18 protein-coding genes are annotated in these 21,485 nt (G+C 66.0%); 11 read left to right on the top strand and 7 right to left on the bottom strand.

Annotated features, from left to right (window positions below; genetic code table 11):
- Positions 1–7: 7 nt before the first annotated feature.
- Together EPD66_RS17855 and EPD66_RS17860 are read right to left on the bottom strand one after the other, a co-directional pair.
- A complete protein-coding gene (locus EPD66_RS17855) occupies positions 8–739 on the bottom strand; it encodes a response regulator transcription factor (protein WP_370511896.1) in 732 nt (243 codons plus the stop codon).
- Between the two features lie 70 nt (positions 740–809).
- The gene (locus EPD66_RS17860; RefSeq protein WP_142849868.1) at positions 810–1,346 is read right to left on the bottom strand and encodes a hypothetical protein; all 537 of its coding nucleotides are present in this window, start codon (positions 1,344–1,346) and stop codon (positions 810–812) included.
- A gap of 243 nt (positions 1,347–1,589) precedes the next feature.
- Between EPD66_RS17860 and EPD66_RS17865 the strand changes: the two genes are divergently transcribed.
- The gene (locus tag EPD66_RS17865; RefSeq protein WP_142849869.1) at positions 1,590–2,096 is read left to right on the top strand and encodes a hypothetical protein; all 507 of its coding nucleotides are present in this window, start codon (positions 1,590–1,592) and stop codon (positions 2,094–2,096) included.
- 11 nt (positions 2,097–2,107) lie between these two features.
- Here EPD66_RS17865 and EPD66_RS17870 read toward each other — a convergent pair whose 3' ends face one another.
- Both EPD66_RS17870 and EPD66_RS17875 read right to left on the bottom strand, forming a co-directional pair.
- Complete coding sequence (locus tag EPD66_RS17870; RefSeq protein ID WP_185961485.1) at positions 2,108–4,819, bottom strand: PAS domain S-box protein; 2,712 nt, start codon at positions 4,817–4,819, stop codon at positions 2,108–2,110.
- A gap of 372 nt (positions 4,820–5,191) precedes the next feature.
- Entirely contained in the window at positions 5,192–5,440 is a 249-nt protein-coding gene (locus EPD66_RS17875; RefSeq protein WP_142849871.1) for a hypothetical protein, read from the bottom strand.
- A gap of 250 nt (positions 5,441–5,690) precedes the next feature.
- Here EPD66_RS17875 and EPD66_RS17880 point away from each other — a divergent pair, with 250 nt between their 5' ends.
- The 9 genes from EPD66_RS17880 to EPD66_RS17920 are packed head-to-tail and all read left to right on the top strand — an operon-like array spanning position 5,691 to position 16,622.
- Complete coding sequence (locus tag EPD66_RS17880) at positions 5,691–6,809, top strand: NAD-dependent epimerase/dehydratase family protein (protein ID WP_142849872.1); 1,119 nt, start codon at positions 5,691–5,693, stop codon at positions 6,807–6,809.
- Complete coding sequence (locus EPD66_RS17885; protein WP_142849873.1) at positions 6,809–8,854, top strand: NAD-dependent epimerase/dehydratase family protein; 2,046 nt, start codon at positions 6,809–6,811, stop codon at positions 8,852–8,854. Before EPD66_RS17880 ends, EPD66_RS17885 begins: the two co-directional genes overlap by 1 nt.
- A gap of 9 nt (positions 8,855–8,863) precedes the next feature.
- A complete protein-coding gene (locus EPD66_RS17890; RefSeq protein WP_142849874.1) occupies positions 8,864–10,156 on the top strand; it encodes a TIGR04295 family B12-binding domain-containing radical SAM protein in 1,293 nt (430 codons plus the stop codon).
- Positions 10,153–11,262, top strand: a complete 1,110-nt coding sequence (locus tag EPD66_RS17895) for a glycosyltransferase family 4 protein (protein ID WP_221931021.1) — start codon at positions 10,153–10,155, stop codon at positions 11,260–11,262. Before EPD66_RS17890 ends, EPD66_RS17895 begins: the two co-directional genes overlap by 4 nt.
- Positions 11,263–11,320: 58 nt before the next feature.
- Positions 11,321–12,442 carry a glycosyltransferase gene (locus tag EPD66_RS17900; protein ID WP_142849898.1) on the top strand — a complete coding sequence of 374 codons (1,122 nt, stop codon included), beginning with the start codon at positions 11,321–11,323 and terminating at the stop codon, positions 12,440–12,442.
- Between the two features lie 7 nt (positions 12,443–12,449).
- Positions 12,450–13,541 (top strand): glycosyltransferase, encoded by a 1,092-nt coding sequence (locus tag EPD66_RS17905; protein WP_142849875.1) that lies wholly within the window; start codon positions 12,450–12,452, stop codon positions 13,539–13,541.
- Positions 13,538–14,635 carry a glycosyltransferase gene (locus EPD66_RS17910; protein WP_255448560.1) on the top strand — a complete coding sequence of 366 codons (1,098 nt, stop codon included), beginning with the start codon at positions 13,538–13,540 and terminating at the stop codon, positions 14,633–14,635. The genes EPD66_RS17905 and EPD66_RS17910 overlap by 4 nt, the downstream gene beginning before the upstream one ends.
- Positions 14,636–14,663: 28 nt before the next feature.
- Positions 14,664–15,416, top strand: a complete 753-nt coding sequence (locus EPD66_RS17915) for a TIGR04290 family methyltransferase (protein ID WP_255448561.1) — start codon at positions 14,664–14,666, stop codon at positions 15,414–15,416.
- Positions 15,417–15,419: 3 nt separating this feature from the next.
- On the top strand, positions 15,420–16,622 hold the full coding sequence (locus EPD66_RS17920) for a cation:proton antiporter (RefSeq protein WP_142849877.1): 1,203 nt from the start codon (positions 15,420–15,422) through the stop codon (positions 16,620–16,622).
- Here EPD66_RS17920 and EPD66_RS17925 read toward each other — a convergent pair.
- Positions 16,603–17,658: a DNA topoisomerase IB gene (locus EPD66_RS17925; RefSeq protein ID WP_221931022.1), complete on the bottom strand. Its 1,056-nt coding sequence runs from the start codon at positions 17,656–17,658 to the stop codon at positions 16,603–16,605. The two genes, EPD66_RS17920 and EPD66_RS17925, sit on opposite strands and share 20 nt — an antisense overlap.
- A gap of 70 nt (positions 17,659–17,728) precedes the next feature.
- Here EPD66_RS17925 and EPD66_RS17930 point away from each other — a divergent pair, with 70 nt between their 5' ends.
- The gene (locus EPD66_RS17930; RefSeq protein WP_142849879.1) at positions 17,729–18,487 is read left to right on the top strand and encodes a sulfite exporter TauE/SafE family protein; all 759 of its coding nucleotides are present in this window, start codon (positions 17,729–17,731) and stop codon (positions 18,485–18,487) included.
- Position 18,488: 1 nt separating this feature from the next.
- On the opposite strand, the gene EPD66_RS17935 is transcribed toward EPD66_RS17930, so the two are convergent.
- Positions 18,489–18,824: a TraR/DksA family transcriptional regulator gene (locus tag EPD66_RS17935; RefSeq protein ID WP_142849880.1), complete on the bottom strand. Its 336-nt coding sequence runs from the start codon at positions 18,822–18,824 to the stop codon at positions 18,489–18,491.
- Positions 18,825–18,887: 63 nt separating this feature from the next.
- Positions 18,888–21,320: a PAS domain S-box protein gene (locus EPD66_RS17940; protein ID WP_142849881.1), complete on the bottom strand. Its 2,433-nt coding sequence runs from the start codon at positions 21,318–21,320 to the stop codon at positions 18,888–18,890.
- Between the last annotated feature and the right edge of the window lie 165 nt (positions 21,321–21,485).

The following is a 21,485-nucleotide window of genomic DNA, read 5'->3' on the forward strand; positions in this document are numbered from 1 at the left end:
CTCCTGGTCAGGCATTCCAGCGATAGCCGAATCCGGCATAGTTGCCGATCTGCTCGAAGCCGTCGTCCACGTTGCGGAACTTCTGCCGGATACGCTTGATAAAGGTTCGGACATTGGCGCGGTAGCCCTCTTCCCCGGAACCGGCGATGAAGCCCGAGCCATGGACCACGTCATAGATCTCGCGATAGGACACATCCGCTCCCTGGCGGGCCGCGAGATGATGGACGATCTTGAACTCGGTCAGGGTCAGTTCCAGTTCCTGCCCCTTCCAATACGCCCGATGGGTATCCAGCCGCAAGGTCAGGGAGCCGAGTTCCAGGCAATTGTCATCGCCGCCCGCCTTGCCGTCCTCGCCCGCGCCGCCGGTCTTCAGGCCGCTCATGATCAGTTCGATCCGGCGCTTGACGATGGAGAAGCTGCGCGATTTCTCGACGAAGTCCACGGCCCCGGTCGCCAGCGCCGCTTCTTCATAGATCTGGTCCGTCAGCGCGGTCAGGAAGATCACCGGCACGTCGCGCTTGGCGTCACGCATGCGGCGCAGCACTTCGATGCCGTTCATCGCGGGCATCTTCCAATCGAGGATCACAAGCGACGCCTGTCCCCCGCCGAGAAGATAATCCAGGGCGGAAGGGCCGTCGCCGAAATCGACCACGTTGAACCCTTCATCCGCCAGGTTGCGCGCCAGTGACTCGCGGAACAGGTCGTCATCATCCACGAGCACGACGTCAGTCGCCATCATCGCCACGCCATCCTTAGTAGACAGTCCGGATTCCATGGTGACATTTTCGTAAGAAGTCGCAAACAAAGGCTTAATCCATCATTCGCCACAGACCATCCGGGCTACGGCAGGCTATTCCATTGAGCACATAAGCTGCGCCCGAGATTATGGCACGAGTTTGGTACTCCCGACATTCCCGTCCTTCATCCGAGCGGAAGCTGTCCACCGGCCGCACGGCGTAGAGGGCATTCCCGTTCCGCCAGCCTATCTGGTGCCGATCCGGCGCCTGATCCAACACCTGGGCGATGCAGGCCTGATCCGCGGCATCCATGGCACGGCCGATGGCGCCCCCGGCTAGACCCGGTGCAGGCAGGGCAGCCAGGGTAACCACTGCCCCCCGATCGCACACCCCATCGGCCAGACCGAAGGGCACCTGGCGCAGGGACGGCTCCGGCAGGGACCGGACGGAAGATCTCGCCGAGGCCAGACGCGCATCCGTCCGCTCCACGACCGTCCCATTCAGCGGCTTTTCCGGCATCGGCGGGGCGCCGCTCCATTCGGCTCCGGCCAAGCCCGGCGCGGCCATGAGGACGAAAGCCGCAAAAGAAATTGGGATCAGGGGTTGCATGTCACACCTCGAGGGGTATGTCACATCAGGGAGGGGCGATTTGAAGATAGGACTCTTGGCAATCCCCCACCCAAAGGCAATAACTCGAAAGAGATGACCAAAACTTGTCACCACCCCATCGCGGATTTCACCTTTTGACACAATCTTAACACCGTCATGATAGGAATCGGTCTTGCGTCCGGCGGCTCATTCGGGAGTATGGAGCCCCCTGCGCGCCGATTTCCGCGCTTTAGAGTCTCGCGAATGATGCCTGCCCCTGTCTCGCTTCGCCGTCTTCCGCTGGTGTCCCTGGTCCTTCTTTCCCTGACCGGATGCGCCTTCCTGGAGACAGCCCTGGCCCCGGCCCCGCCGCAAGTCGCGGCCCCTGCGCCTGCGCCTGCACCCGTGCAGCAGGCGGTGCAGCCGGCCGCGCTGCCCAAGGCGCCCCCGCCGCCCAAGCCCAAGCCGTCCGCGGCGGCCGTGGCCGAACCCGGCATCGAGAAACCCATCCTGGTCGGGAAGAGCGCCGCCGAGCTGTCGCAGATCCTCGGCATGCCCAGCGAGGAGATCGAGGCCGCGCCGGGGAAGGTCTGGCGCTATCAAAGCCGCGCCTGCAGCCTGGATGTCCACCTGTTCTTCGACGTGGCGCGGGGCGATTTCTACGCGCTGGAATACCGCAACGCCCTCGACAACGACAAGGCCGCCGCCGAGAGCTGCGTCAATCGCCTGCGCAAGGACCATCAAAGCGCTTCGGCCAAGACCTCCGGCTAAAGGGCCCGGACTTACGCCCCAGGCAGGGTGAAGAAGAAGGTGGCCCCTTCCCCGGGGGCCGAGTTCACCCAGATCCGGCCGCCATGGCGTTCGACGATGCGCTTGGCCACGGCCAGCCCGATGCCGCTGCCGGGATATTGGCCCGGCGGGTGCAGGCGTTGAAAGACCTGGAAGATGCGGTCGTTCTGCGCCGGGTCGATGCCGATGCCGTTATCGGCCACGGCGAAAATCCATTGATTGCCGTCCTCCTCGCGCCGGACGCTGACCTCGATGAGGGGCGTACGGTCGGCATGGCGGTACTTCACCGCATTGCCCAGAAGATTCTGGAACAGCCGCACCAATTGCGCGGCATCGGCCATGACCGGCGGCATGTCCCCGGCCACCACCACCTGGGCCTGGCAATCGTCGATGGACACCGCCAGATTTTCCAGCGCCGCGCCCAGGGCCTCGCCCGAATCCACCGGCACCAATTCGCGCCCCCGGGTGTTGACGCGGGAATATTGCAGCAGGTCCTCGATCATCCGGGTCATGCGCTTGGCGCCGTCGGTGGCGAAGCCGATGAAGATCTCCCCGTCCCCGTCCAGCTTCCCCTTGTAGCGGCGCTCGATGAGCTGGAGATACATGTTGACCGTGCGCAGCGGCTCCTTCAGGTCATGCGAAATGGCATAGGCGAATTGCTCTAGGTCGTCGTTGGACCGTTCCAGCGCCTTGTTCTTGCCTTCCAGCTCCCGCGCCAGGCGGTGACGCTCCGTCACGTCGAAGATGATGGAATAGAGATAGGTCCGCCCGGCCACATGGATGGGTCCGGAGAAGACTTCCACATCGCGCAAGCCTCCGTCGGCCAGACGATGGATGAACTGGAATTTCTGCCTCTCCTCGCGCCGCGCCTTGTCCATCTCACTGTAGACCTGCTCGGGGCTCAGGACGGTGATGTCGCTGATCTTCATCTGCCCGAACTGCTCGCGCGTATAGCCATAGAAATCCAGGGCCGCGTCATTGGCGTCGACGATCAGCCCGTCCGCGGGATCGACCAGCAGCTTGACCGCCTTGTTGGTCTCGAACATCTGGCGGTACAGGGCGGCGCGCTCGCTGGCCGCCGCCTCGGCCTGCCGACGCTCGGTGATATCAGTGACGAAGGCGAAGGAGAACAACACCTCTCCCGTCTCGCTCCAGCGCGTGGTGGCGTTGACGGAGACAGGCACCGTATGGCCGTCGGTGTGAAGCAGCAGCAACTCATAGGAGCGGTGATTGGTCCTGGGGACCTTCTCCAGCTGTTCCTGAAAATGGGGCAGGCATTCGGGCAGGATGAAGTCATGGGCGCGCTTGCCCAGGATGTCCTCACGCTCCCGCCCGATCATCCGGCATATGGCACCATTGCAGTCCAGGATTTCCCCGGTTTTCGGGTCGAGGGCGCAATAGCCTTCCAGCGTCGAATCAATGACGTCGCGGAACAGGCTTTCGCTCTGGCGCAAGGCGTCGCCGATGCGCTTGGTTTCGGTGATGTCCTCTTCCACCGCCACATATTCGGTGACCTCGCCGGACTCGTCCCTGACCGGAGAGATGGTGGCCCGCACCCAGAACAGGGAGCCATCCTTGCGCCGGTTGCACAACTCGCCGCGCCAGACGCCGTCGGCGGCCAGTTCGCGCCACAGGGAGGCATAGGTCTCCTCGGGCGTGGCACCGGATTTCAGCAGACGGGGATTCCGGCCCAGCACCTCGTCCCGGCGCCAGCCGGTGACCTGTTCGAAGGCGGCATTGACGAATTTCAGGCAGCCCTGCCGATCCGTGATCAGCACCATGGCCGCGCCCTGGTCGATCGCCCGGTGCAGGATGGTCAGGCGGTCCTCGGCCTCTCCGAGGCTGCGGGTGCGCTCCTGCAGGGCATGTTCCAGCAGGCGCACATAGCCCTGTTCCACATCGGTCAGGATATCGGCCAGCGAAAGGACATGGGTCAGCGCCCCGGCCTCGTCCGTCACCGCCAGATGACGCAGGCCGCGGGCCTCCATCATCTCGCGCGCCTGTACCAGGGGAGCGGACGCGGCGATACACAGCAGGGGGCGGCTGACGACTTCGCCCGCCAATGCGTCGTTGCGGCGCTGGGCCACCAGACGGACCATGTCCCGCTCGGTGACGATGCCGACCGGCTCGCCCTCCCTGATGATGATGGCGGCCTCGCATTTGGCCTCGGCCAGGGCTTCGGCCAGCTTTCCGACATTGGTCCCGGCCTCGACCTTCAGCGGCACCATCGTCGCCACGTCGCCGACTTCGCGCAGGGCGAAATAGGCCTCCACGCCCAGGCGCATGGCGACATCATTGCGCGTGACCATGCCCAGGATGGCCCCGTCCGGCGCCGTCACCAGCAGATGGCGCCGACCGGACTTGCGGAAAAGCTCGGCCACCTCCTCGACGGTGCGCCCGGCATCGACGGAGTCCAGGGGGCGGCTCATCACCTCGCTGATGGGCCGCTCGAAGCCCTTGCCGTTATCGAAGTCGGCTCTGAGTGCGTCGCGTTCGGTCCAGATGCCCAAAGGCTGCCCGTCCTCCATCACGATAATGGAGGAACAGGCAGCCTCGACCATCCGGGCGGCGGCTTCGGCCAGAGGAAGCGACGGGGAACAGGTCAGCAGGTCGCGGCGGGCGATGGTGCCGACGGATTGATGCCGGCCCCAGAACAGATTCGTCCATTCCGCCATTCCCTCCAGCTTGTCCTTCAGCGCGACCATCCCCTTCCCCCTTCCGCCCCGGACTGCGGATCCATGAGGCATTTTGACATTCCCGCCGCCCGGACGACAGAACAAAGCGGAGGGAGCGGCCGCCTGGAACGGGCCAGGCGGCGTAGCCTTCCCGCCACATCTCCAGCCCGGCCATCTGCGCGGCTTCCTCGGCGGCGAATGCGCGCGCCATGACGGTGATTTCCGGCTCCGGATGGCCGATCAGACCGGCATAGAATTCCTGGCTACGGCGTTCACCAGCCAGGGCCAGTTCCAGGGCCTCGGCCCCCCCACTCATGCCGTCGGCGCCTATTCCCGTAGGAAGACTAGGGGCACTCTAGCGTTATGGCGCGGCAGGGGAAAGCCCCTTCGCGCGCGGCGGAATCATTCGGTGTGTTGCAGGGTGATGGTGTCACCGGCGATGACGAAGACCAGGCGGCCGTCGCGGGCGTCGTAGATCCAGCGTTCCAGGGGCCCGAACTTGTCGATGCCGTCGGGCTCGCCCAGGCTCTGGCGCAATTGCGCCTTGGTCGTCACGGCGTCCGACTTGCTGATCAGATCGGCCTTGCTGGGCTGACAGGCGGGAATCAGGGCCGCCAGGAGAAGCGGCAGGGCCAAACGAGACAGACGCATCTTTTCACAATCCACCCGGACAAAAGGGGCGCCACCATAGCCCCCCGCTCCCTTCATCTCAATCCCGCCCGGAAGACGCGCCGCTTTCGCCCCTTTGAGAAGGGGCGAAATCGAAAGGATTAGCGCGCACTCGCGTGCCCCCCTCCTCCTGCGCCGCAACTCCCCCTCTGCACAATGGAAATCTCCAATCGGTGCTCGAACCTAAAGGGGAAGCCCGCTGTTGAAGCAGCAGAACTACCAGGAGCCTCTCATGCCCCGGCAGATCCTCATAACCGGCGGAGCCGGCTTCATCGGTTCCCATCTTTGCGACCAGTTGCTCGGCGCCGGGAACCGTGTCCGCATTCTCGACAGCCTGTCCGCCCAAGTCCATGGCACAGATGGGGCGCGGCCCGAATACCTGTCGCCCGATGCCGAACTCGTCCATGGGGATGTCCGCGATCCCGAAGTGGTGCGCAAGGCGCTGGAGGGAGTAGACGCCGTCTATCATTTCGCCGCCATGGTCGGGGTCGGCCAAAGCATGTACCGGGTCAACGATTATGTCTCCGTCAACGACCTCGGCACGGCGACCCTGCTTCAGGCCTTGATCGAACGCCCGGTGGAGCGTCTGGTCGTCGCTTCCTCCATGAGCATCTACGGCGAAGGCCTGTATCGCGACGCCGACGGCCGCATGGTCGAGACGGCCGAGCGCGACGTCGACGCCGTCAAGCGCGGCGAATGGGAATTGCTCGACGCCCAGGGCCGGATGCTGATGCCCGTTCCCACGCCCGAGAGCAAGCGCCCCGCGCTGGCCTCGGTCTATGCCCTGTCGAAATACGTGCAGGAACGCATGTGCCTGATGGTCGGCCAGGCCTACGGCATCGGCACCACCGCCCTGCGTTTCTTCAACGCCTATGGCACCCGTCAAGCGCTGTCCAATCCCTATACCGGCGTGCTGGCGATCTTTGCCGCCCGGCTGCTGAACGGCAATCCGCCCATGATCTTCGAAGACGGCCACCAGCGCCGTGATTTCGTTCATGTTTCGGATGTGGCCCGCGCCTGCCGCATGGTCCTGGACAAACCCGAAGCCATCGGCCGGGTCTTCAATGTCGGCAGCGGACAGAGCCGCAGCGTCACCGAGGTGGCCGCCTTGCTCGCCCGTTCCATGGGCAAGAACGACATCCAGCCCCAGGTCAACAGCCGCTACCGCGTCGGCGACATCCGCCATTGCTTCGCCGACATGACCCTGGCCCGCGAAGTGCTGGGCTTCGAGGCGGAAATCGCCATCGAGGACGGCCTTGCCGAACTGGTGGAATGGCTGTCCGAGCAGCCTGCCATCGACCGGGTGGACGCCGCGACGCGGGAACTGACGAGCCGAGGATTGGTGGCCTGATGACCGATCGCATCCAGAAGTTCTCCCCCCTTTCTCCCTCCTCCCCTTCCTCTTCCTCGGGCCTGCCCGCCGGCATGGGCATCGTCGAATGGCTGCGTCCCGGCGAGTTCGAGCGCACAGAACGGGTCATCGAACAGATGAAGCGCATGGGCGTGCAACGCCTGCGCACCGCCATCTCCTGGGCGGAATATCACGCCGAGAACGGACAGCTCTGGTACGACTGGCTGCTGCCCAAGCTATCGCGCGAATTCGACCTGCTGCCCTGCGTCACCTACACGCCGCCATCGCTGGGGATCGAACCGAAATCGCCCTCGCCGCCGCGCGTGCTGAAGGATTACGCCGATTTCATCGACACCCTCATCACCCGCCACGGCCAGCATTTCGAATACATCCAGCTGTGGAACGAGCCCAACAACCTGAACGATTGGGACTGGATGATGGACCCCGGCTGGCATCTCTTCGCCGAGATGGTCGGTGGCGCCGCCTATTGGGTCCAGCAGCGCGGCAAGAAGACCGTGCTGGCCGGCATGTGCCCGCCCGATCCCAACTGGCTGGACACCATGTGCAGCCATGGCGTGCTGGAATATATCGACGCCGTCGCCCTGCACGGTTTCCCCGGTACTTGGCAGGCGGTCTGGCCCGGCTGGCCGAACGTGATCGCCCAGGCCCGGGAGGTGTTGAACGGGCACGGCCATGATCCGGAAATCTGGATCACCGAGGTCGGCTATTCCACTTGGCGCTGCGACGAAGCCAAGCAGGTCGAACATTTCCTGACCGCCGCCGAGGCCCCGGCCGAGCGCGTCTACTGGTATGGCTGGCAGGACCTGGACCCCTCCATCGCCAGCCAGGAGGGCTTTCATTTCGACGAGCGTCACTACCATCTCGGCCTGGTGCGCTCCGACGGCTCGCCCAAGCTGCTCTGCCGCCTGCTCGAAGAAGGCGGCATCGAGCGGGCGCGCGACGTCATCGGCCTCAGCGCACCGGCCATCGCCGCCAGCCCCGACAAGCGCCCGGTGCTGATCACCGGCGGTGCGGGCTTCGTCGGCAGCAATCTTGCCGACCGCATCGCCGCCGAGGGGCGCAAGGTGCTGATCTTCGACAATCTCAGCCGCGCCGGAGTGGAAGAGAACCTAGCCTGGCTGCGCCATCGCCATGGCGAGCGCATCACCGCCATGCTGGGCGACACCCGCGACGCCCATGCCTTGCGCGATGCCGTGTCCTGCTGCGCCCAGGTCTATCACTTCGCCGCCCAGGTCGCGGTGACCACCAGCGTCACCGATCCGGTGACCGATTTCGAGATCAACCTGCGCGGCACGCTGAACCTGCTGGAGGCCATCCGCGCCCAGCCCGCGCCGCCGCCGCTGGTCTTCGCCTCGACCAACAAGGTCTACGGCAAGCTGGGCGACTTGCAACTGAAAGAAAGAAAAACCCGCTACGAGCCGGTGGACCCGGCGCTCGCTCATGGCGTGGACGAAAGCCAGCCCCTCGACCTCTACAGCCCCTATGGCTGCTCGAAGGGCGGGGCCGACCAATATGTGCTGGATTATGCCCGCATCTACGGCCTGCAAGCCTGCGTCTTCCGCATGAGCTGCCTCTACGGCCCGCGCCAGTTCGGCACCGAGGACCAGGGCTGGGTCGCCCATTTCCTGATCTCGGCCCGCGACGGCAAGCCGATCACCATCTTCGGCGACGGCAAGCAGGTGCGCGACGTGCTGTTCGTCGAGGACGTGGTCGAGGCCTTCCTGACCGCCCAGGCCAAGATGCCCAAGCTGGCGGGCCAGGCCTTCAACATCGGCGGCGGCCCGGCCAATGCCCTGTCGCTGCTGGAACTGATCGCCATGATCGGGCGGATGAACGGCCGTCGCCCCGAACTGAGTTTCGGCGACTGGCGGCCGGGCGATCAGCTCTACTACGTCTCCGACACCCGCCGCTTCTCCAGCCTGACCGGCTGGACCCCGAAGGTCGATGCCGCCACCGGCGTGGCGCGCCTGAACCAATGGCTGGCCGAAAGGCAAGCCGTCCATGCCCACGCCGTCGCTCAATAAGGAGGAGATGTGCGCTTCGCCCTGGTGAACCCCAACTGGACCTTCGACGGCAGCATCTATTTCGGCTGCCGCGAACCCCATCTGCCGCTGGAGCTGGGCTACAGCAAGGCCCTGCTGGAACGCGGCGGCCACGAAGCGGTGATCATCGACGGTCATATCGAGGGCCTGGACCAGGAACAGATTCGCGCCCGCGTCCAGGCTTTCGGCCCCGACGTCACCGTCGTCACCACCGCGCCCACCTATCTGTTCTGGCGCTGCGCCCCGCCGGAACTCCGCGTGCCCCAGATGCTGCTGGAGGCCTTGCGCGGCGTCACCGGCAGCATGACGGTCGCCGTCGGCCCCCATGGCTCGACCACGCCGCGCGCCGCCCTGCGCAAGCTGGGCGTCGATGTGGTGGTGATGGGCGAATGCGAGGAAATCCTCGCCCGCCTGGCCGAGGAGGCGCCGGATAATCTGACCTCCGTCTGCTATTGGAAGAACGGCGAGCCGGTGGTCAAGGGCGGCCCCCATGCCGCCGCCTTCACCGACCTGCCCGCCCTCTCCTGGCCTGAGGAATGGGTTCGGCGCCACAGCCACCATCATCACCGCTTCGACACCACCCCGCAGGGACCGGGGGCCGAGGTCGAGGCCTCGCGCGGCTGCCCCTATCGCTGCACCTTCTGCGCCAAGGAGAATTACCGCGACAGATACCGCCGCCGCGACCTCGCCCTCCTGCTGGAGGAGATCGACGGGCTGAAGGCCCAGGGCGTGACCTATCTGTATTTCATCGACGAGATCTTCCTGCCCGACCGCAAGCTGCTGGAAGCGCTGGTCGGGCGCGGCCTGCATTTCGGCATCCAGACCCGCATCGATCTGTGGAAGCCCGAGATGATCGAGCTTCTGGGCCGCGCAGGCTGCGTCTCCATCGAGGCCGGGGTGGAAAGCATCACGCCAGAGGGCCGCTCCGCGCTCGACAAGAACTGCCGCATGAGCACCGACGAGCTGACCGAGCGCCTGGTCCTGGCCAAGCGCCACGTCCCCTTCGTCCAGGCCAATCTGATCGAGACCCCCGACGACGAGGAGGAAGAGGTGATCCGCTGGCGCGACGCCATGCGCGCGGCCGGGGTCTGGGCCAACGACCCGGTCCCGCTCTTCCCCTATCCCGGCTCGCCCGACTACCGCCTGCGCTGGGGGCTGCCCGACGATCAGGCCTGGGAGCGGGCGCTGGACTGGTATCTGGAACGCTATGTCGACTTCAGCGACATCCAGGAAGCCCGGCCCTTGCCCTTGACCGAGCTCGAATTGGCGCGGGGTGCGCAATGACCATGCCGGCCCGGCATTCCACGCTGCTGATGACCGCCGATGCGGTGGGCGGCGTCTGGCATTACTGCCTGCAACTGGCCCGCTCCCTGCATCCGCGCGGTGTGCGGACGGTGCTGGCGGTGATGGGGCCCTCGCCCAGCTCCGCCCAGCGCGCCCAGGCCGCCGCCGTGCCCGGCCTGGTGCTGGAATGCGCGCCCTTTCCGCTGGAATGGATGCCCGAAGTGGGGCGGGACAGCCTGCGCGCCTCGGGCGACTGGCTGCTGGCGCTGGAGCGCCGCTACCGTCCCGACGTGGTACAGATCAACGGCTGGGCCCATGCCGCCGAGCCCTTCCAGGCCCCGGTGGTGCTGGTCGCCCATTCCTGCGTCCTGTCCTGGTGGCGCGCCGTCAAGGGCTGCGACGCCCCCGCCGACTGGCAGGCCTATGCCGACCGCCTGAGCGCCGGTTTGGCCGCCGCCACCCGCGTCGTCGCCCCGACCCAGGCCTTCCTCGACGAGATCGAGGCCGTCCACGGCCTGCCCAAGGGCGGGCGGGTCATCCATAACGGCCGCGAGCCCACGGCCTTCATCCCCGGCCCGAAGGACCCGATCATCTTCAGCGCCGGGCGCATCTGGGACGAGGCCAAGAATGTCTCGGCCCTCGACGCGGTGGCCGCCCGCCTGCCCTGGCCGGTGCTGATCGCCGGAGACACCACCGCCCCCGACGGCCGGTCGGAAGGATTCGGCGCCGCGCGCGGCTTGGGGGTCCTGGATTGCGAAGGCCTGTGCGAAGCCATGGCACGGGCCGCCATCTTCGCCCTGCCAGCCCGCTACGAGCCCTTCGGCCTCGCGGCGCTGGAAGCGGCCCTGTCGGGCTGCGCCCTGGTCCTGGGCAACATTCCAACCCTGCGCGAGCTGTGGGAGGGCTGCGCCGTCTTCGTCGATCCCGACGACCATGAGGGCTTGCAGGCCGCCTTGTCCGAGCTGACCGCCGATCCTGTCCGGCGCGAGGATCTGGGCCAGGCCGCCCGCCTGCGGGCCACCCGTTATTCCGCCGCTCGGATGGCCGATTCCTATGCCGCCCTCTATGCCGGTCTGGGCATGTCGGTCGGCGCCCTGCATGCCTGATCCCCGAGCCCCGGGCATGGCCCCGCTCGATCAATCCTCCCGTGCGAATAGGAGCATCATGCGCTTCGTCCTGTTCTATCACTCGCTTCTATCCGACTGGAATCACGGCAACGCCCATTTCCTGCGCGGTGTCGTGCGGGAAATGAAGACCCGCGGCCACGAGGTCCGGGTACTGGAACCCAAGGGCGGCTGGAGCCGCGCCAACCTGCTGGCCGACCAGGGGATGGGCGTGCTGCGCGAAATCGCCAGCGCCCTGCCCGACCTGACCTCCCTGGAATACGACCTGGAGACCCTGGACCTGGACCAGGCCACCGACGGCGCCGACGTGGTGATCGTCCATGAATGGAACGACCCGGCCCTGGTCGCCCGGCTGTCTTCCATGCGCAAGGGCGGCGCCCGCTTCCGCCTGCTGTTCCACGACACCCACCACCGGGCCGTCAGCGAGCGCGAGACGATGGCCCGCTACGACCTGTCGGGCTTCGACGGCGTGCTGGCCTTCGGCAATGTGATCCGCGACATCTATCTGCACGAAGGCTGGACCCAGCGCGCCTGGACCTGGCATGAAGCCGCCGACACCACCCTGTTCCGCCCCCATGCCGCCACCCACAAGGCAGGCGATCTGGTGTGGATCGGCAATTGGGGCGATGGCGAACGCAGCGCCGAACTGGGGGAATTCCTGCTGCGCCCGGTCAGCCATCTCGGCCTGAAGGCGCGCGTCCATGGCGTACGCTATCCCGAGGAAGGGCTGAAGGCCCTGGCGGAGGCCGGGATCGATTATGCCGGCTGGCTGCCCAATCACCGCGTCCCCGCCACCTTCGCCCATTACCGCGTCACCGTCCATGTGCCGCGCCGCTATTACGCCACCACCCTGCCCGGCATTCCCACCATCCGCGTCTTCGAGGCCCTGGCCTGCGGCATTCCGCTGATCTCGGCCCCCTGGGAGGATGCGGAAAACCTGTTCACGCCGGGCGAGGATTACCTGGTCGCCAAGACCGGCCTGCAGATGCAGCGCCATCTGCGCGACGTCCTCAACGACCGCGCCCTGGCCGATCATCTGGTCCGCCACGGCCTGGAAACCATCCGCGATCGCCATAGCTGCGGCCATCGCGTCGAACAGCTTCTCGCCATCTGCCGCGCCCTCGGCGCCGGGCAGACACGCGCCGTCGCCGCCGGGGAGTAAACCTGCCATGCGTCTTGCCTTTTTCGGCTCCAGCCTCGTTTCAGCCTATTGGAACGGAGCCGCGACCTATTACCGGGGGCTCTTGAGCGCCCTGTCCCGCCACGGTTTCAGGATCGAATTCTACGAGCCCGACGCCTATGACCGTCAGGCCCACCGCGACATCGACCCGCCGGATTGGGCCAAGGTCGTCGTCTGGCCCGCCACGCCCGAAGGCATGCAGGATGCCCTGGATCAGGCCAGGGGTGCTGATGTGGTGGTCAAGGCCAGCGGCGTCGGCGTCTTCGATGCCGAACTGGAAGACGCCGTCCTGGCCCTGCGCCGCCCCGGCGGCCTCGCCATCTTCTGGGATGTGGACGCGCCCGCCACCCTGGCCTCCATGGCCGCCAATCCCGCCGATCCGCTGCGCCGCCTGATCCCCGGCTATGACATGGTGCTGACCTATGGCGGCGGCGAACCCGTCATCCAGGCCTATGAAGCCCTGGGCGCGAAGCGATGCGTTCCGATCTACAACGCCCTCGACCCGGCCAGTCATCATCCCGTTCCCATCGACCCGGCCTTCGGCTGCGACCTCGCCTTCCTGGGCAACCGCCTGCCCGACCGCGAAGCGCGCGTCGAGGAATTCTTCCTGAAGCCCGCCGCCCTGCTGCCGGAGCGCCGTTTCCTGCTGGGCGGCAACGGCTGGCACGACAAGCCCATGCCCGCCAATGTGCGCGCCCTGGGCCATGTCTACACCCACCAGCACAACGCGGTGAACGTCTCGGCCCTGGCAGTGCTGAACATCACCCGCGACAGCATGGCGCTGACCGGTTTCTCGCCGCCCACCCGCGTCTTCGAGGCCGCAGGCGCCGGGGCCTGCCTGATGACCGATGCCTGGGAAGGGATCGAGATGTTCCTCGACCCCGGCAAGGAAGTCCTGGTCGCCCGCGATGGCACCGAAGTGGCCGAGCATCTGCGCGCCCTCGACCGCCGCCGCGCCCGCACCATCGGCGAGGCCGCACGTCGCCGCGTTCTCGCCCATCACACCTATGAACACCGCGCCGTCCAGGTCGCCGAATTGCTGACCGGCGAGCGCGCCCGCCTGCTGGAGGCCGCCCCATGAGCATGACCATCACCATCCTTGGCCTGTCCATCACCTCGTCCTGGGGCAACGGCCATGCCACCACCTATCGCGCCCTGGTGCGCGAACTGACCAAGCGCGGCCATGACGTGCTGTTCCTGGAACGCGACGTGCCGTGGTATGCCGCCAACCGCGACATGCCCGAGCCGCCTTGGGGCCGCACCAAGCTCTATAAGGATTTCGACGACCTGCTGGAGCGCTTCACCGGCGCGGTACGCGACTCCGACCTGGTCATCGTCGGTTCCTACGTGCCCGAAGGCGTGGCGGTGGGGCGCTGGGTCACCCAGACCGCGCAAGGGCTGACCGCCTTCTACGACATCGACACCCCGGTCACCCTGGCGAAGCTGGCGCGCGGCGACCAGGAATATCTGTCGCGCGACCTGATCCCCGCCTACGGCCTGTATCTGTCCTTCACCGGCGGACCGACGCTGGACAAGCTGGAACAGGATTTCGGCTCGCCCATGGCCCGGCCGCTCTATTGCTCGGTCGACCCGCGCCTCTACTATCCCGAACCCGTCGCCCCGCGCTGGGACCTGGGCTATATGGGTACCTGGAGCAAGGACCGGCAGCCCAAGGTCGAGGAATTCCTGATCAAGCCGTCCCGCGACTGGCCCGAAGGCCGCATCGTCGTCGCCGGGCCGCAATATCCGCCGCAAGTGGACTGGGCTGGGGTCGAGCGCATCGAGCATCTGCCGCCCTATGCCCATCGCGATTTCTATTGCTCGCAGCGTGCCACCATCAACATCACCCGCGAGGACATGGTCGCCGCCGGCTTCTCGCCCAGCGTCCGCCTGTTCGAAGCCGCCGCCTGCGCCACGCCGATCATCAGCGACTGGTGGGACGGTCTGGACCGCTTCTTCGAGCCCGAACGTGAAATCCTGATCGCGGAAACGGCGGAAGACGTGCTGCGCGCCCTGCGTGATACCCCGCCCGAACAGCTCGCCCGCATCGGCAAGGCGGCCCGCGAGCGGGTCATGGCCAACCATACCGCCGCCCATCGTGCCCTGGAACTGGAAGCCCATGTGGCCGAAGCCCTGGCACGGCGCAAGGCCACGGAAGAAACGGCCAGCGTATAAGCAAGCTCACCGAGCCACAGGAGACGCCGTGAAAGACGTGGACGATATCCAGGAACTGGGACCATGGTTCCATAACCTGCATCTGCCCGATGGCAGGCAAACGGCCCCCGACCATCATTTCGGCGACTTCCCGGCTTTCAAATGGGCGCAGATCGCCGACCACATCCCCGCCGACCTGAGCGGTTGGCGGGCCCTGGATATCGGCTGCAATGCGGGCTTCTACAGCTTCCAGCTTGCCGCACGCGGCGCCGAGGTCACGGGCATAGACGTCAACGATCATTACCTGCGCCAGGCCCGCTGGGCCGCCAAGCAATTCGACGTGGAAGACCGGGTGCGCTTCGAGAACCGGCAGGTCTATCAGTTGGGCAGCGAAGGGGAAAGTTACGACCTCGTGCTGTTCATGGGGGTCTTCTACCATTTGCGCTATCCGCTGCTGGTGCTGGATATCCTGCGCACCCTGGCACCGCGCCTGATGGTCTTCCAGACCCTGACCCTGCCGGAAGACCAGGTTGCCCCGAATGTGCAGGAAGACGTGGATTTCCAAAGCCGGGACCGGCTGCGCGAGCCGGGCTGGCCGCGCATGGCCTTCATCGAGCACAGCTTCTCCAAGGACATCACCAATTGGTGGATTCCCAATCCCGCCGCCATCGAAGGCATGCTGCGGGCCGCCGGCTTCCGCATCACCGGCCAGCCAGGCCATGAAATCTATCTCTGCGAATCCGCCGAGCCCTCCTGCTGGTGGGACAGGACGGAGTTCCTGGCGGCAACCGGCCGGACGTAAGGTATGAGCGCCTTGCTGCTGGCCTTGGCGGGGACAGTGCTGGCAGTGGGCATGACCGCCGGGTTGATCCGCGACCGCCTGTGGCTGTCCGAGCCCATGCTGGCGGTCGCGGTGGGGCTGGTCCTGGGGCCGGTGACGGGGCTGATCCATCTCGGCCGATTGATGGACGAGCATGTCCTGCTGGAACATACCGCCCGGCTGACCCTGGCGGTGGCGGTGACCAATGCCGCCCTGCGCCTGCCCCACGGCCCGCTGTCGCCACCCTTGCGGCGCAGTATCGCCGTCATGCTGCTGATCGTCATGCCGGCCATGTGGCTGGTATCCAGCGGGCTGTCCGGCTGGCTATTGGACCTGCCGCTGCTGGTCGCGCTGATGGTGGGCGCGGTGGTGACGCCCACGGACCCGGTGCTGTCCAATTCCATCATTACCGGCGACCTTGCCCGCGAGCATGTGCCTGAGGACCTGCGCCACCTGATCACGGCGGAATCGGCTGCCAATGACGGCCTGGCCCTGCCCTTCGTGCTGTTGCCGGTCCTGCTGTTCACCCATCCCGGCGAGGGCGGCTGGGGGCGTTGGGCGATGGAAGCCTGGGTGGCCGGGCTGGGCCTGACCGTCGTGCTGGGGCTGGCGATGGGCTGGGGCACGGCCCGCGCCCTGGACTGGGCTCGCAGGCACAAGCTGACCGGTCAGTCGGACATGCTGACCGTGGCTATTTCCCTGGCCTTCACGGTCACCGCGCTGGCTTCGCTGTTGGGGGCCAACGACATCCTGGCCGTCTTCATCGCCGGTCTGGCCTTCAACCGCACCCTGGACCCAAGCGAGGAGTTGGAGGAAGAAAAGTTCCAGGAAACGGCCAAGCGGACCTTCGAATTTCCCATCTTCGTGCTGTTCGGGCTCGCCGCGCCGCTGGGCGCCTGGGCGGCCTTGGGCTGGCACGGCATCGCCCTCTGCATCCTGATCCTGCTACTGCGCCGCCTGCCCTGGGTGATGCTCACCAAACGCGGCATGCCCGTGTTGAAGACGAAGGGGCAGGTCCTTTTCACCGGCTGGTTCGGCCCCATCGGCGTGGCGGCGACCTTCTACGCCATGATCGTAGACAAGCGCACCGGCCTGGGCGAGGTCTGGGAGGTCGCCAGCCTGGTCATCTTCGCCTCGATCCTGGCCCACGGCATCACCTCCACCCCCTTCACCCGCCATCTGCGCTGACCAGTCCGCGCAGGAAGGCCAGCACCCGGGCCTCCTCCTGGCTCAGGCCCTCGACCGGCTCGGCCTCGGGCAGGCTCAGGCAGTGGCTTTCCTCGTAATGCATAATCACGGCGGGGTGGATGTAGGATTTGCGGCAGACGGTGGGGGTGTTACCCAGTTCGTCGGCAGCGGCCTCGATGGCCCGTTTCAAATGGGCCTTGGCCTCCTTCTTGGTCTCCACCTGATCCAGCGCCCCCAGCGCGCAAGCCGCCATCACGGTCGCCGTCCAGGTGCGGAAATCCTTGGCGGTGAAGCCCTCTCCGGCAATCTCGCGCAGGTAGTCGTTGACCTGGTCCGAGCCGATGGAGTGGCGCTCTCCGTCCTCGCCGACATACTGGAACAATTCCTGGCCCGGCAGGTCCTGGCAGCGCTTGACGATCCGCGCCAGGCGGCGGTCGCGCAAGGTGATCTTCTGGACCTTGCCGCTTTTGGCGCGGAATTCCAGCTTGAGGGTCGCGCCGCTGATCTCGGCATGGTCGTCCTTCAGCGTGGTCGCGCCGTAGCTGTCATTGGCCTTGGCATATTCGGGATTGCCGACCCGCAGATGGCCGGTTTCCAGCAGGCGCAGCACGGCGGCCAGCACCTTCTCGCGCGGCAGTCCGGCCTTGGCCATGTCGGCTTCGATCCGCGCCCGGATCGCGGGCAAGGCCTCGCCGAAGGCCACCATGCGGCTGAACTTGGTCTCGTCGCGGATGCTGCGCCACTGGGGATGGTAGCGGTATTGCTTGCGTCCCCGCTTGTCCCGTCCGGTGGCCTGCAGATGGCCCTTGGGATCGGGGCAGATCCACACATCCGTCCAGGCGGGAGGAATGGCAAGGGCGCGAATGCGCTGCAAATCCTTGCCGTCCTTGACCGGACGGCCATTCGGTTGCAGATAGGCGAAGCCCTTGCCCCGGCGGCGGCGACGGATGCCCGGTCCGATATCCGGAACGTAATGCAGCCCGGCCTCGGCGGCCGCGGCGGATGGGTCCTGGGGAATGTCGCTGTGATTTTCCATCTTGTGCGCTTCATCAACAGCCCCGGCACCGCCCTTGTTCCCCCTTTGACGCGAAAGAAGGCCGCCCGACATGCATGACCCCTTCTTCTGGCTGGTCGCCGTGCCCGCCGTGCTGATCGTGGGCATTTCCAAGGGCGGCTTCGGCGGCGGGATCGGCATGGTCGGCGTGCCGCTGATGTCGCTGGCGATCTCGCCCAACATGGCCGCAGCCATCATGCTGCCCATCCTCTGCGTCATGGACCTGTTCGGCGTCTATGCTTGGCGGGGCAAGTGGCACAGAACCAATATGCGCATCCTGATCGGTGCGGCCATGCTGGGCATCGCCCTGGGGGCGGCGACCTTCCGCTGGATGGATGCCGATATGATCCGGATGGTCATCGGGCTGGTCGCCGTGGGCTTCGCCCTGAACTGGTGGTTCAGGCGCGACGACGGGAACGCTCCGCCCCGCCCGCCCAGCCTCGCGCGCGGCGGCTTCTGGGGCAGCATCGCCGGTTTCACCAGCTTCGTCGCCCATGCGGGCGGCCCGCCGGTAGCCGTCTATCTGCTGCCCCAGCGCCTGGACAAATCCGTCTATCAGGCCACCACGGTGATCTTCTTCATCGCCGTCAACTACATCAAGCTGATCCCTTATACCGCCCTGGGCCAGTTCAGCCCGCAGGTCCTGTGGACGGCCCTGATCCTCGCCCCCCTGGCGCCGCTGGGCGTCTGGCTGGGCTGGAAGCTGCACCACAGGGTTTCGGGGCCGCTCTTCTATCAGGTCGCCTACGGCTTCCTGTTCCTGACCGGGCTGAAACTGATCTGGGATGGTGCGGCGGCGCTGATGGGATAGCTCAGCCTGCCTTTTGGGCGCAGGCGATACAGGTGGGAACGGCGGGATCCAGTTCCAGGCGCTTGGGCTGGATGTCCTCGCCGCAGGCGACGCAATAGCCGTATTCGCCTTCCTTGATCCGCGCCAGCGCCGCCAGGATGCGCTGGCGCTCGACCTGACGGCGGCGAATCGTTTCGGCGGCCATGGCCTGGTCCTGCATGGCTTCCACGCGCGACAGGCGGTCTACCTGCGCCTGTTCCAGCTCCGCCGGATCGGCGGACCCGGCAGTGGATTCGGCCAGGCTGTCCAATGCCTGCAATTGCTCTTCAAGCCTCGTCTTGAGGTGTTCCGTATCCATGACGGGCGGTTTCCTCCTCTTGTCGAGAGAAATGGGAAAGAGGTGCTTTAAGAGAGATGTCCGTTACGTGGAAACGGCTCTCATTTCCCGCGGGCTCGGCAGCAGCCTTTCCAGCGGCAGGCTGACGGTCACGGTGGTGCCATGGCCAAGGGTGGAACGGATCGACAAGGCGCCGCCATGGCGCTCGACCAGATGCTTGACCAAGGGAAGACCAAGGCCGGTGCCTTCGTACCGGCGGCTGAGCCGGCTATCCACCTGACCGAAGGCGGAAAGAGCGATGGCGATATCGGCCTCGGCCATGCCGATGCCGTTATCCTCCACTTCCAGGCAGACAGCCCGGGTCTCGCTGCGGAGACGCAGGATCACATGCCCACCTTCATCAGTGAACTTGACCGCATTGGACAGCAAATTCAACAAAACTTGCTTGATACGGCGCGGGTCGCAGCGCAAAAGGACGGGCGCGGGCGGCAGGTCCTGGAATAGTGCGATGCCCTTTTCCTCGCAGCGGACGCGGATCAGGCGGGCTGCCGCCTCGGCCAGTTCCGACAGTTCGGCCTCTTCCTCGTAAAGCTCGAACTTGCCGCTTTCGACCCGCGAGATATCCAGGATGTCGTTGATCACGCTCAGCAGATGCTGGCCCGATTCGTTGATGTCGCGGGCATAGCCCGTATATTGGACCGAGCCCAAGGGCCCGAATAATTCCGCCCGCATGATCTCGGAAAAGCCGATGATGGCATTAAGCGGCGTGCGCAATTCATGGCTGACCATGGCCAGGAACTCGCTCTTGGCCCGGTTGGCCAGTTCCGCATGTTCCTTCGCGTCCTGCAGCTGGCGCTCGACGGCCTTGCGCGCCGTGATGTCGCGCACCAGGGCGATGAAGGTATGCACGCCGCCGATCCGCACCTCGCTGACGGCGAGGTCCAGCGGCAGCAAGCGGCCGTCGCGGGTCACGCCCTCGACCTCGCGTTCCTGGCCCAGGATCTTCCTTTCGCCGGTCGTCAGGTAATGGCCGATGTAATTGCCGTGATTGCTGGAATGGGGATCGGGCATCAGCCGCGCCACCGAACTGCCCACCACTTCCTCGGCCTTCCAACCGAAAATGCTTTCGGCCCGGGGATTGAAGGTCAGGATGGTGCCTTGGGCATCCATGGTGATGATGCCGTCTGCGGCATTGTCCATGATGCTGCGCAGACGCAATTCCGAGACTTCGCGCTGCTGCATCTGCGCCACCAGTTCGCGCGTCCTTTCCTGTACCCGCGCCTCCAGTTCGTCACGGGCGGCACGCAACTGTTCCTCTCGCTCGGCGATGATGCCGATGAAGACCCGCAGCGCCTCGGCCATGCGGGCGATCTCGTCCCGCCCGCCCGAAGGGATCGCCGCCTTCTTGCCCGCCGCATGTGCCTCCATGCTGGTCTGCAAGGCCTCCAGCCGTCCGGCGATGCTGCGCCCCACCAGGAAGGCGATGGCAATCAGCCCGGCCATGCAGGCCAGTACGATGGCCGAAAGCAGGCTGGTCGAACCGGCAAGACGTTCATGCAGGGAGAGGCGGGCCTCGGCCACCACATTGTGCCGCGCATCGACGAGACGGTTGGCCTCGAGCACTAGGCGGCTCGCATAGCGGTTGTAGACCGCCAGCAGGGTCTGGGCCTGGGCCAGTTCGGTCAATTGCTCGTGACGCAGGTCGAAAAGATTGCCCTCCCTTGTCCCTTGCTCCGCCACACCCTCCAAGGCAGCGGCCAGGGTGCCGTCATCGGGCAAGCGGGCCAGCATCAGGCGGGCCTGGCCCATCCTGAGCGCGAAATCCTCCCGTGCCCTGGCCAGCTCGGCCTTATCCTCGGCCTCGCCCGCCCCTTGCAGCAAGGCCACACCCTGCCTGACCTCCCCTCCCAGGTCCAAGGCTGTCCAGGCGAAAGCCGACCAACTGGGATCGATGGCATTCTGGCTGCGCCAGCGGGAGAAGGCCTTGTGCCAGGTCTCGTGAGCCCGCTGCGCCCGCAGCAGGCTCGCTTCCACCTCGTTGTTCAAGACGAAGGAGGCCATGACACGGTTCTCGAGGCCGCCCCATGTTTCCTTCAATTCCCGGGTCTGCATCTCCAGGGCATCGACCACGCCGTCATCGGTCCCGAAGCGGCGCAGGGAACGGAGCAGTTCCTCGACCATGAATATCTGCCCTGCCACGTCGAGCGCGGCCTGGGCGCGTTCATGGTCGTCCTGCGCCGCCAAGAGCGCCGGGCCGGAAGATGTCAGCGCCCGGCTCTGCTGCGCCAGGTAATGCGCGGTGGTCACCGCCGGAAGATGGCGCGCCGCCACCTCATCCAGCGCCACACGGGCACTCGAGAAGGAATAGACCGCAACACCGGAAGCCGAAACCGTGAACAGGCCGGCCGCGGCCAAGGCCAGCATCAGGCGGGTGCGGACGCCGAAACCGGCAAAGCTTCTCCAATAGGTCGGAGTGGCCGTCCCCTCGCCTTTCTTACGGTAATCCCGGCTGTGCAATATTGATTTCCCCTGCCGCGCGCCGATAACACGGCCAGGAAATCTCCCGGCCGTTTTCCCCAAAACATTTCCTTCCCCGCAGGGAATGATTGTCTTAGTTGCCCCCTATCAAGGAAAGAAAAAAAGGCTCTTTAAAGGCCGTCTTAGCCGCTAGTTATATATTGC

The organism is Telmatospirillum sp. J64-1 (assembly GCF_006980715.1).
In the GTDB taxonomy this organism is placed as follows: domain Bacteria; phylum Pseudomonadota; class Alphaproteobacteria; order Rhodospirillales; family Magnetospirillaceae; genus Oleiliquidispirillum; species Oleiliquidispirillum nitrogeniifigens.

What these genes read in the sequence shown, in the direction of transcription:
- EPD66_RS17900 (WP_142849898.1), top strand. Translation starts at nt 11,321, where the DNA reads ATGCGCTTCGTCCTGTTCTATCACTCGCTTCTATCCGACTGGAATCAC.
- EPD66_RS17855 (WP_370511896.1), bottom strand. Translation starts at nt 739, where the DNA reads ATGATGGCGACTGACGTCGTGCTCGTGGATGATGACGACCTGTTCCGC.
- EPD66_RS17935 (WP_142849880.1), bottom strand. Translation starts at nt 18,824, where the DNA reads ATGGATACGGAACACCTCAAGACGAGGCTTGAAGAGCAATTGCAGGCA.
- EPD66_RS17930 (WP_142849879.1), top strand. Translation starts at nt 17,729, where the DNA reads ATGCATGACCCCTTCTTCTGGCTGGTCGCCGTGCCCGCCGTGCTGATC.
- EPD66_RS17920 (WP_142849877.1), top strand. Translation starts at nt 15,420, where the DNA reads ATGAGCGCCTTGCTGCTGGCCTTGGCGGGGACAGTGCTGGCAGTGGGC.
- EPD66_RS17925 (WP_221931022.1), bottom strand. Translation starts at nt 17,658, where the DNA reads ATGGAAAATCACAGCGACATTCCCCAGGACCCATCCGCCGCGGCCGCC.
- EPD66_RS17870 (WP_185961485.1), bottom strand. Translation starts at nt 4,819, where the DNA reads ATGGTCGCGCTGAAGGACAAGCTGGAGGGAATGGCGGAATGGACGAAT.
- EPD66_RS17885 (WP_142849873.1), top strand. Translation starts at nt 6,809, where the DNA reads ATGACCGATCGCATCCAGAAGTTCTCCCCCCTTTCTCCCTCCTCCCCT.
- EPD66_RS17860 (WP_142849868.1), bottom strand. Translation starts at nt 1,346, where the DNA reads ATGCAACCCCTGATCCCAATTTCTTTTGCGGCTTTCGTCCTCATGGCC.
- EPD66_RS17910 (WP_255448560.1), top strand. Translation starts at nt 13,538, where the DNA reads ATGAGCATGACCATCACCATCCTTGGCCTGTCCATCACCTCGTCCTGG.
- EPD66_RS17880 (WP_142849872.1), top strand. Translation starts at nt 5,691, where the DNA reads ATGCCCCGGCAGATCCTCATAACCGGCGGAGCCGGCTTCATCGGTTCC.
- EPD66_RS17875 (WP_142849871.1), bottom strand. Translation starts at nt 5,440, where the DNA reads ATGCGTCTGTCTCGTTTGGCCCTGCCGCTTCTCCTGGCGGCCCTGATT.
- EPD66_RS17905 (WP_142849875.1), top strand. Translation starts at nt 12,450, where the DNA reads ATGCGTCTTGCCTTTTTCGGCTCCAGCCTCGTTTCAGCCTATTGGAAC.
- EPD66_RS17895 (WP_221931021.1), top strand. Translation starts at nt 10,153, where the DNA reads ATGACCATGCCGGCCCGGCATTCCACGCTGCTGATGACCGCCGATGCG.
- EPD66_RS17865 (WP_142849869.1), top strand. Translation starts at nt 1,590, where the DNA reads ATGATGCCTGCCCCTGTCTCGCTTCGCCGTCTTCCGCTGGTGTCCCTG.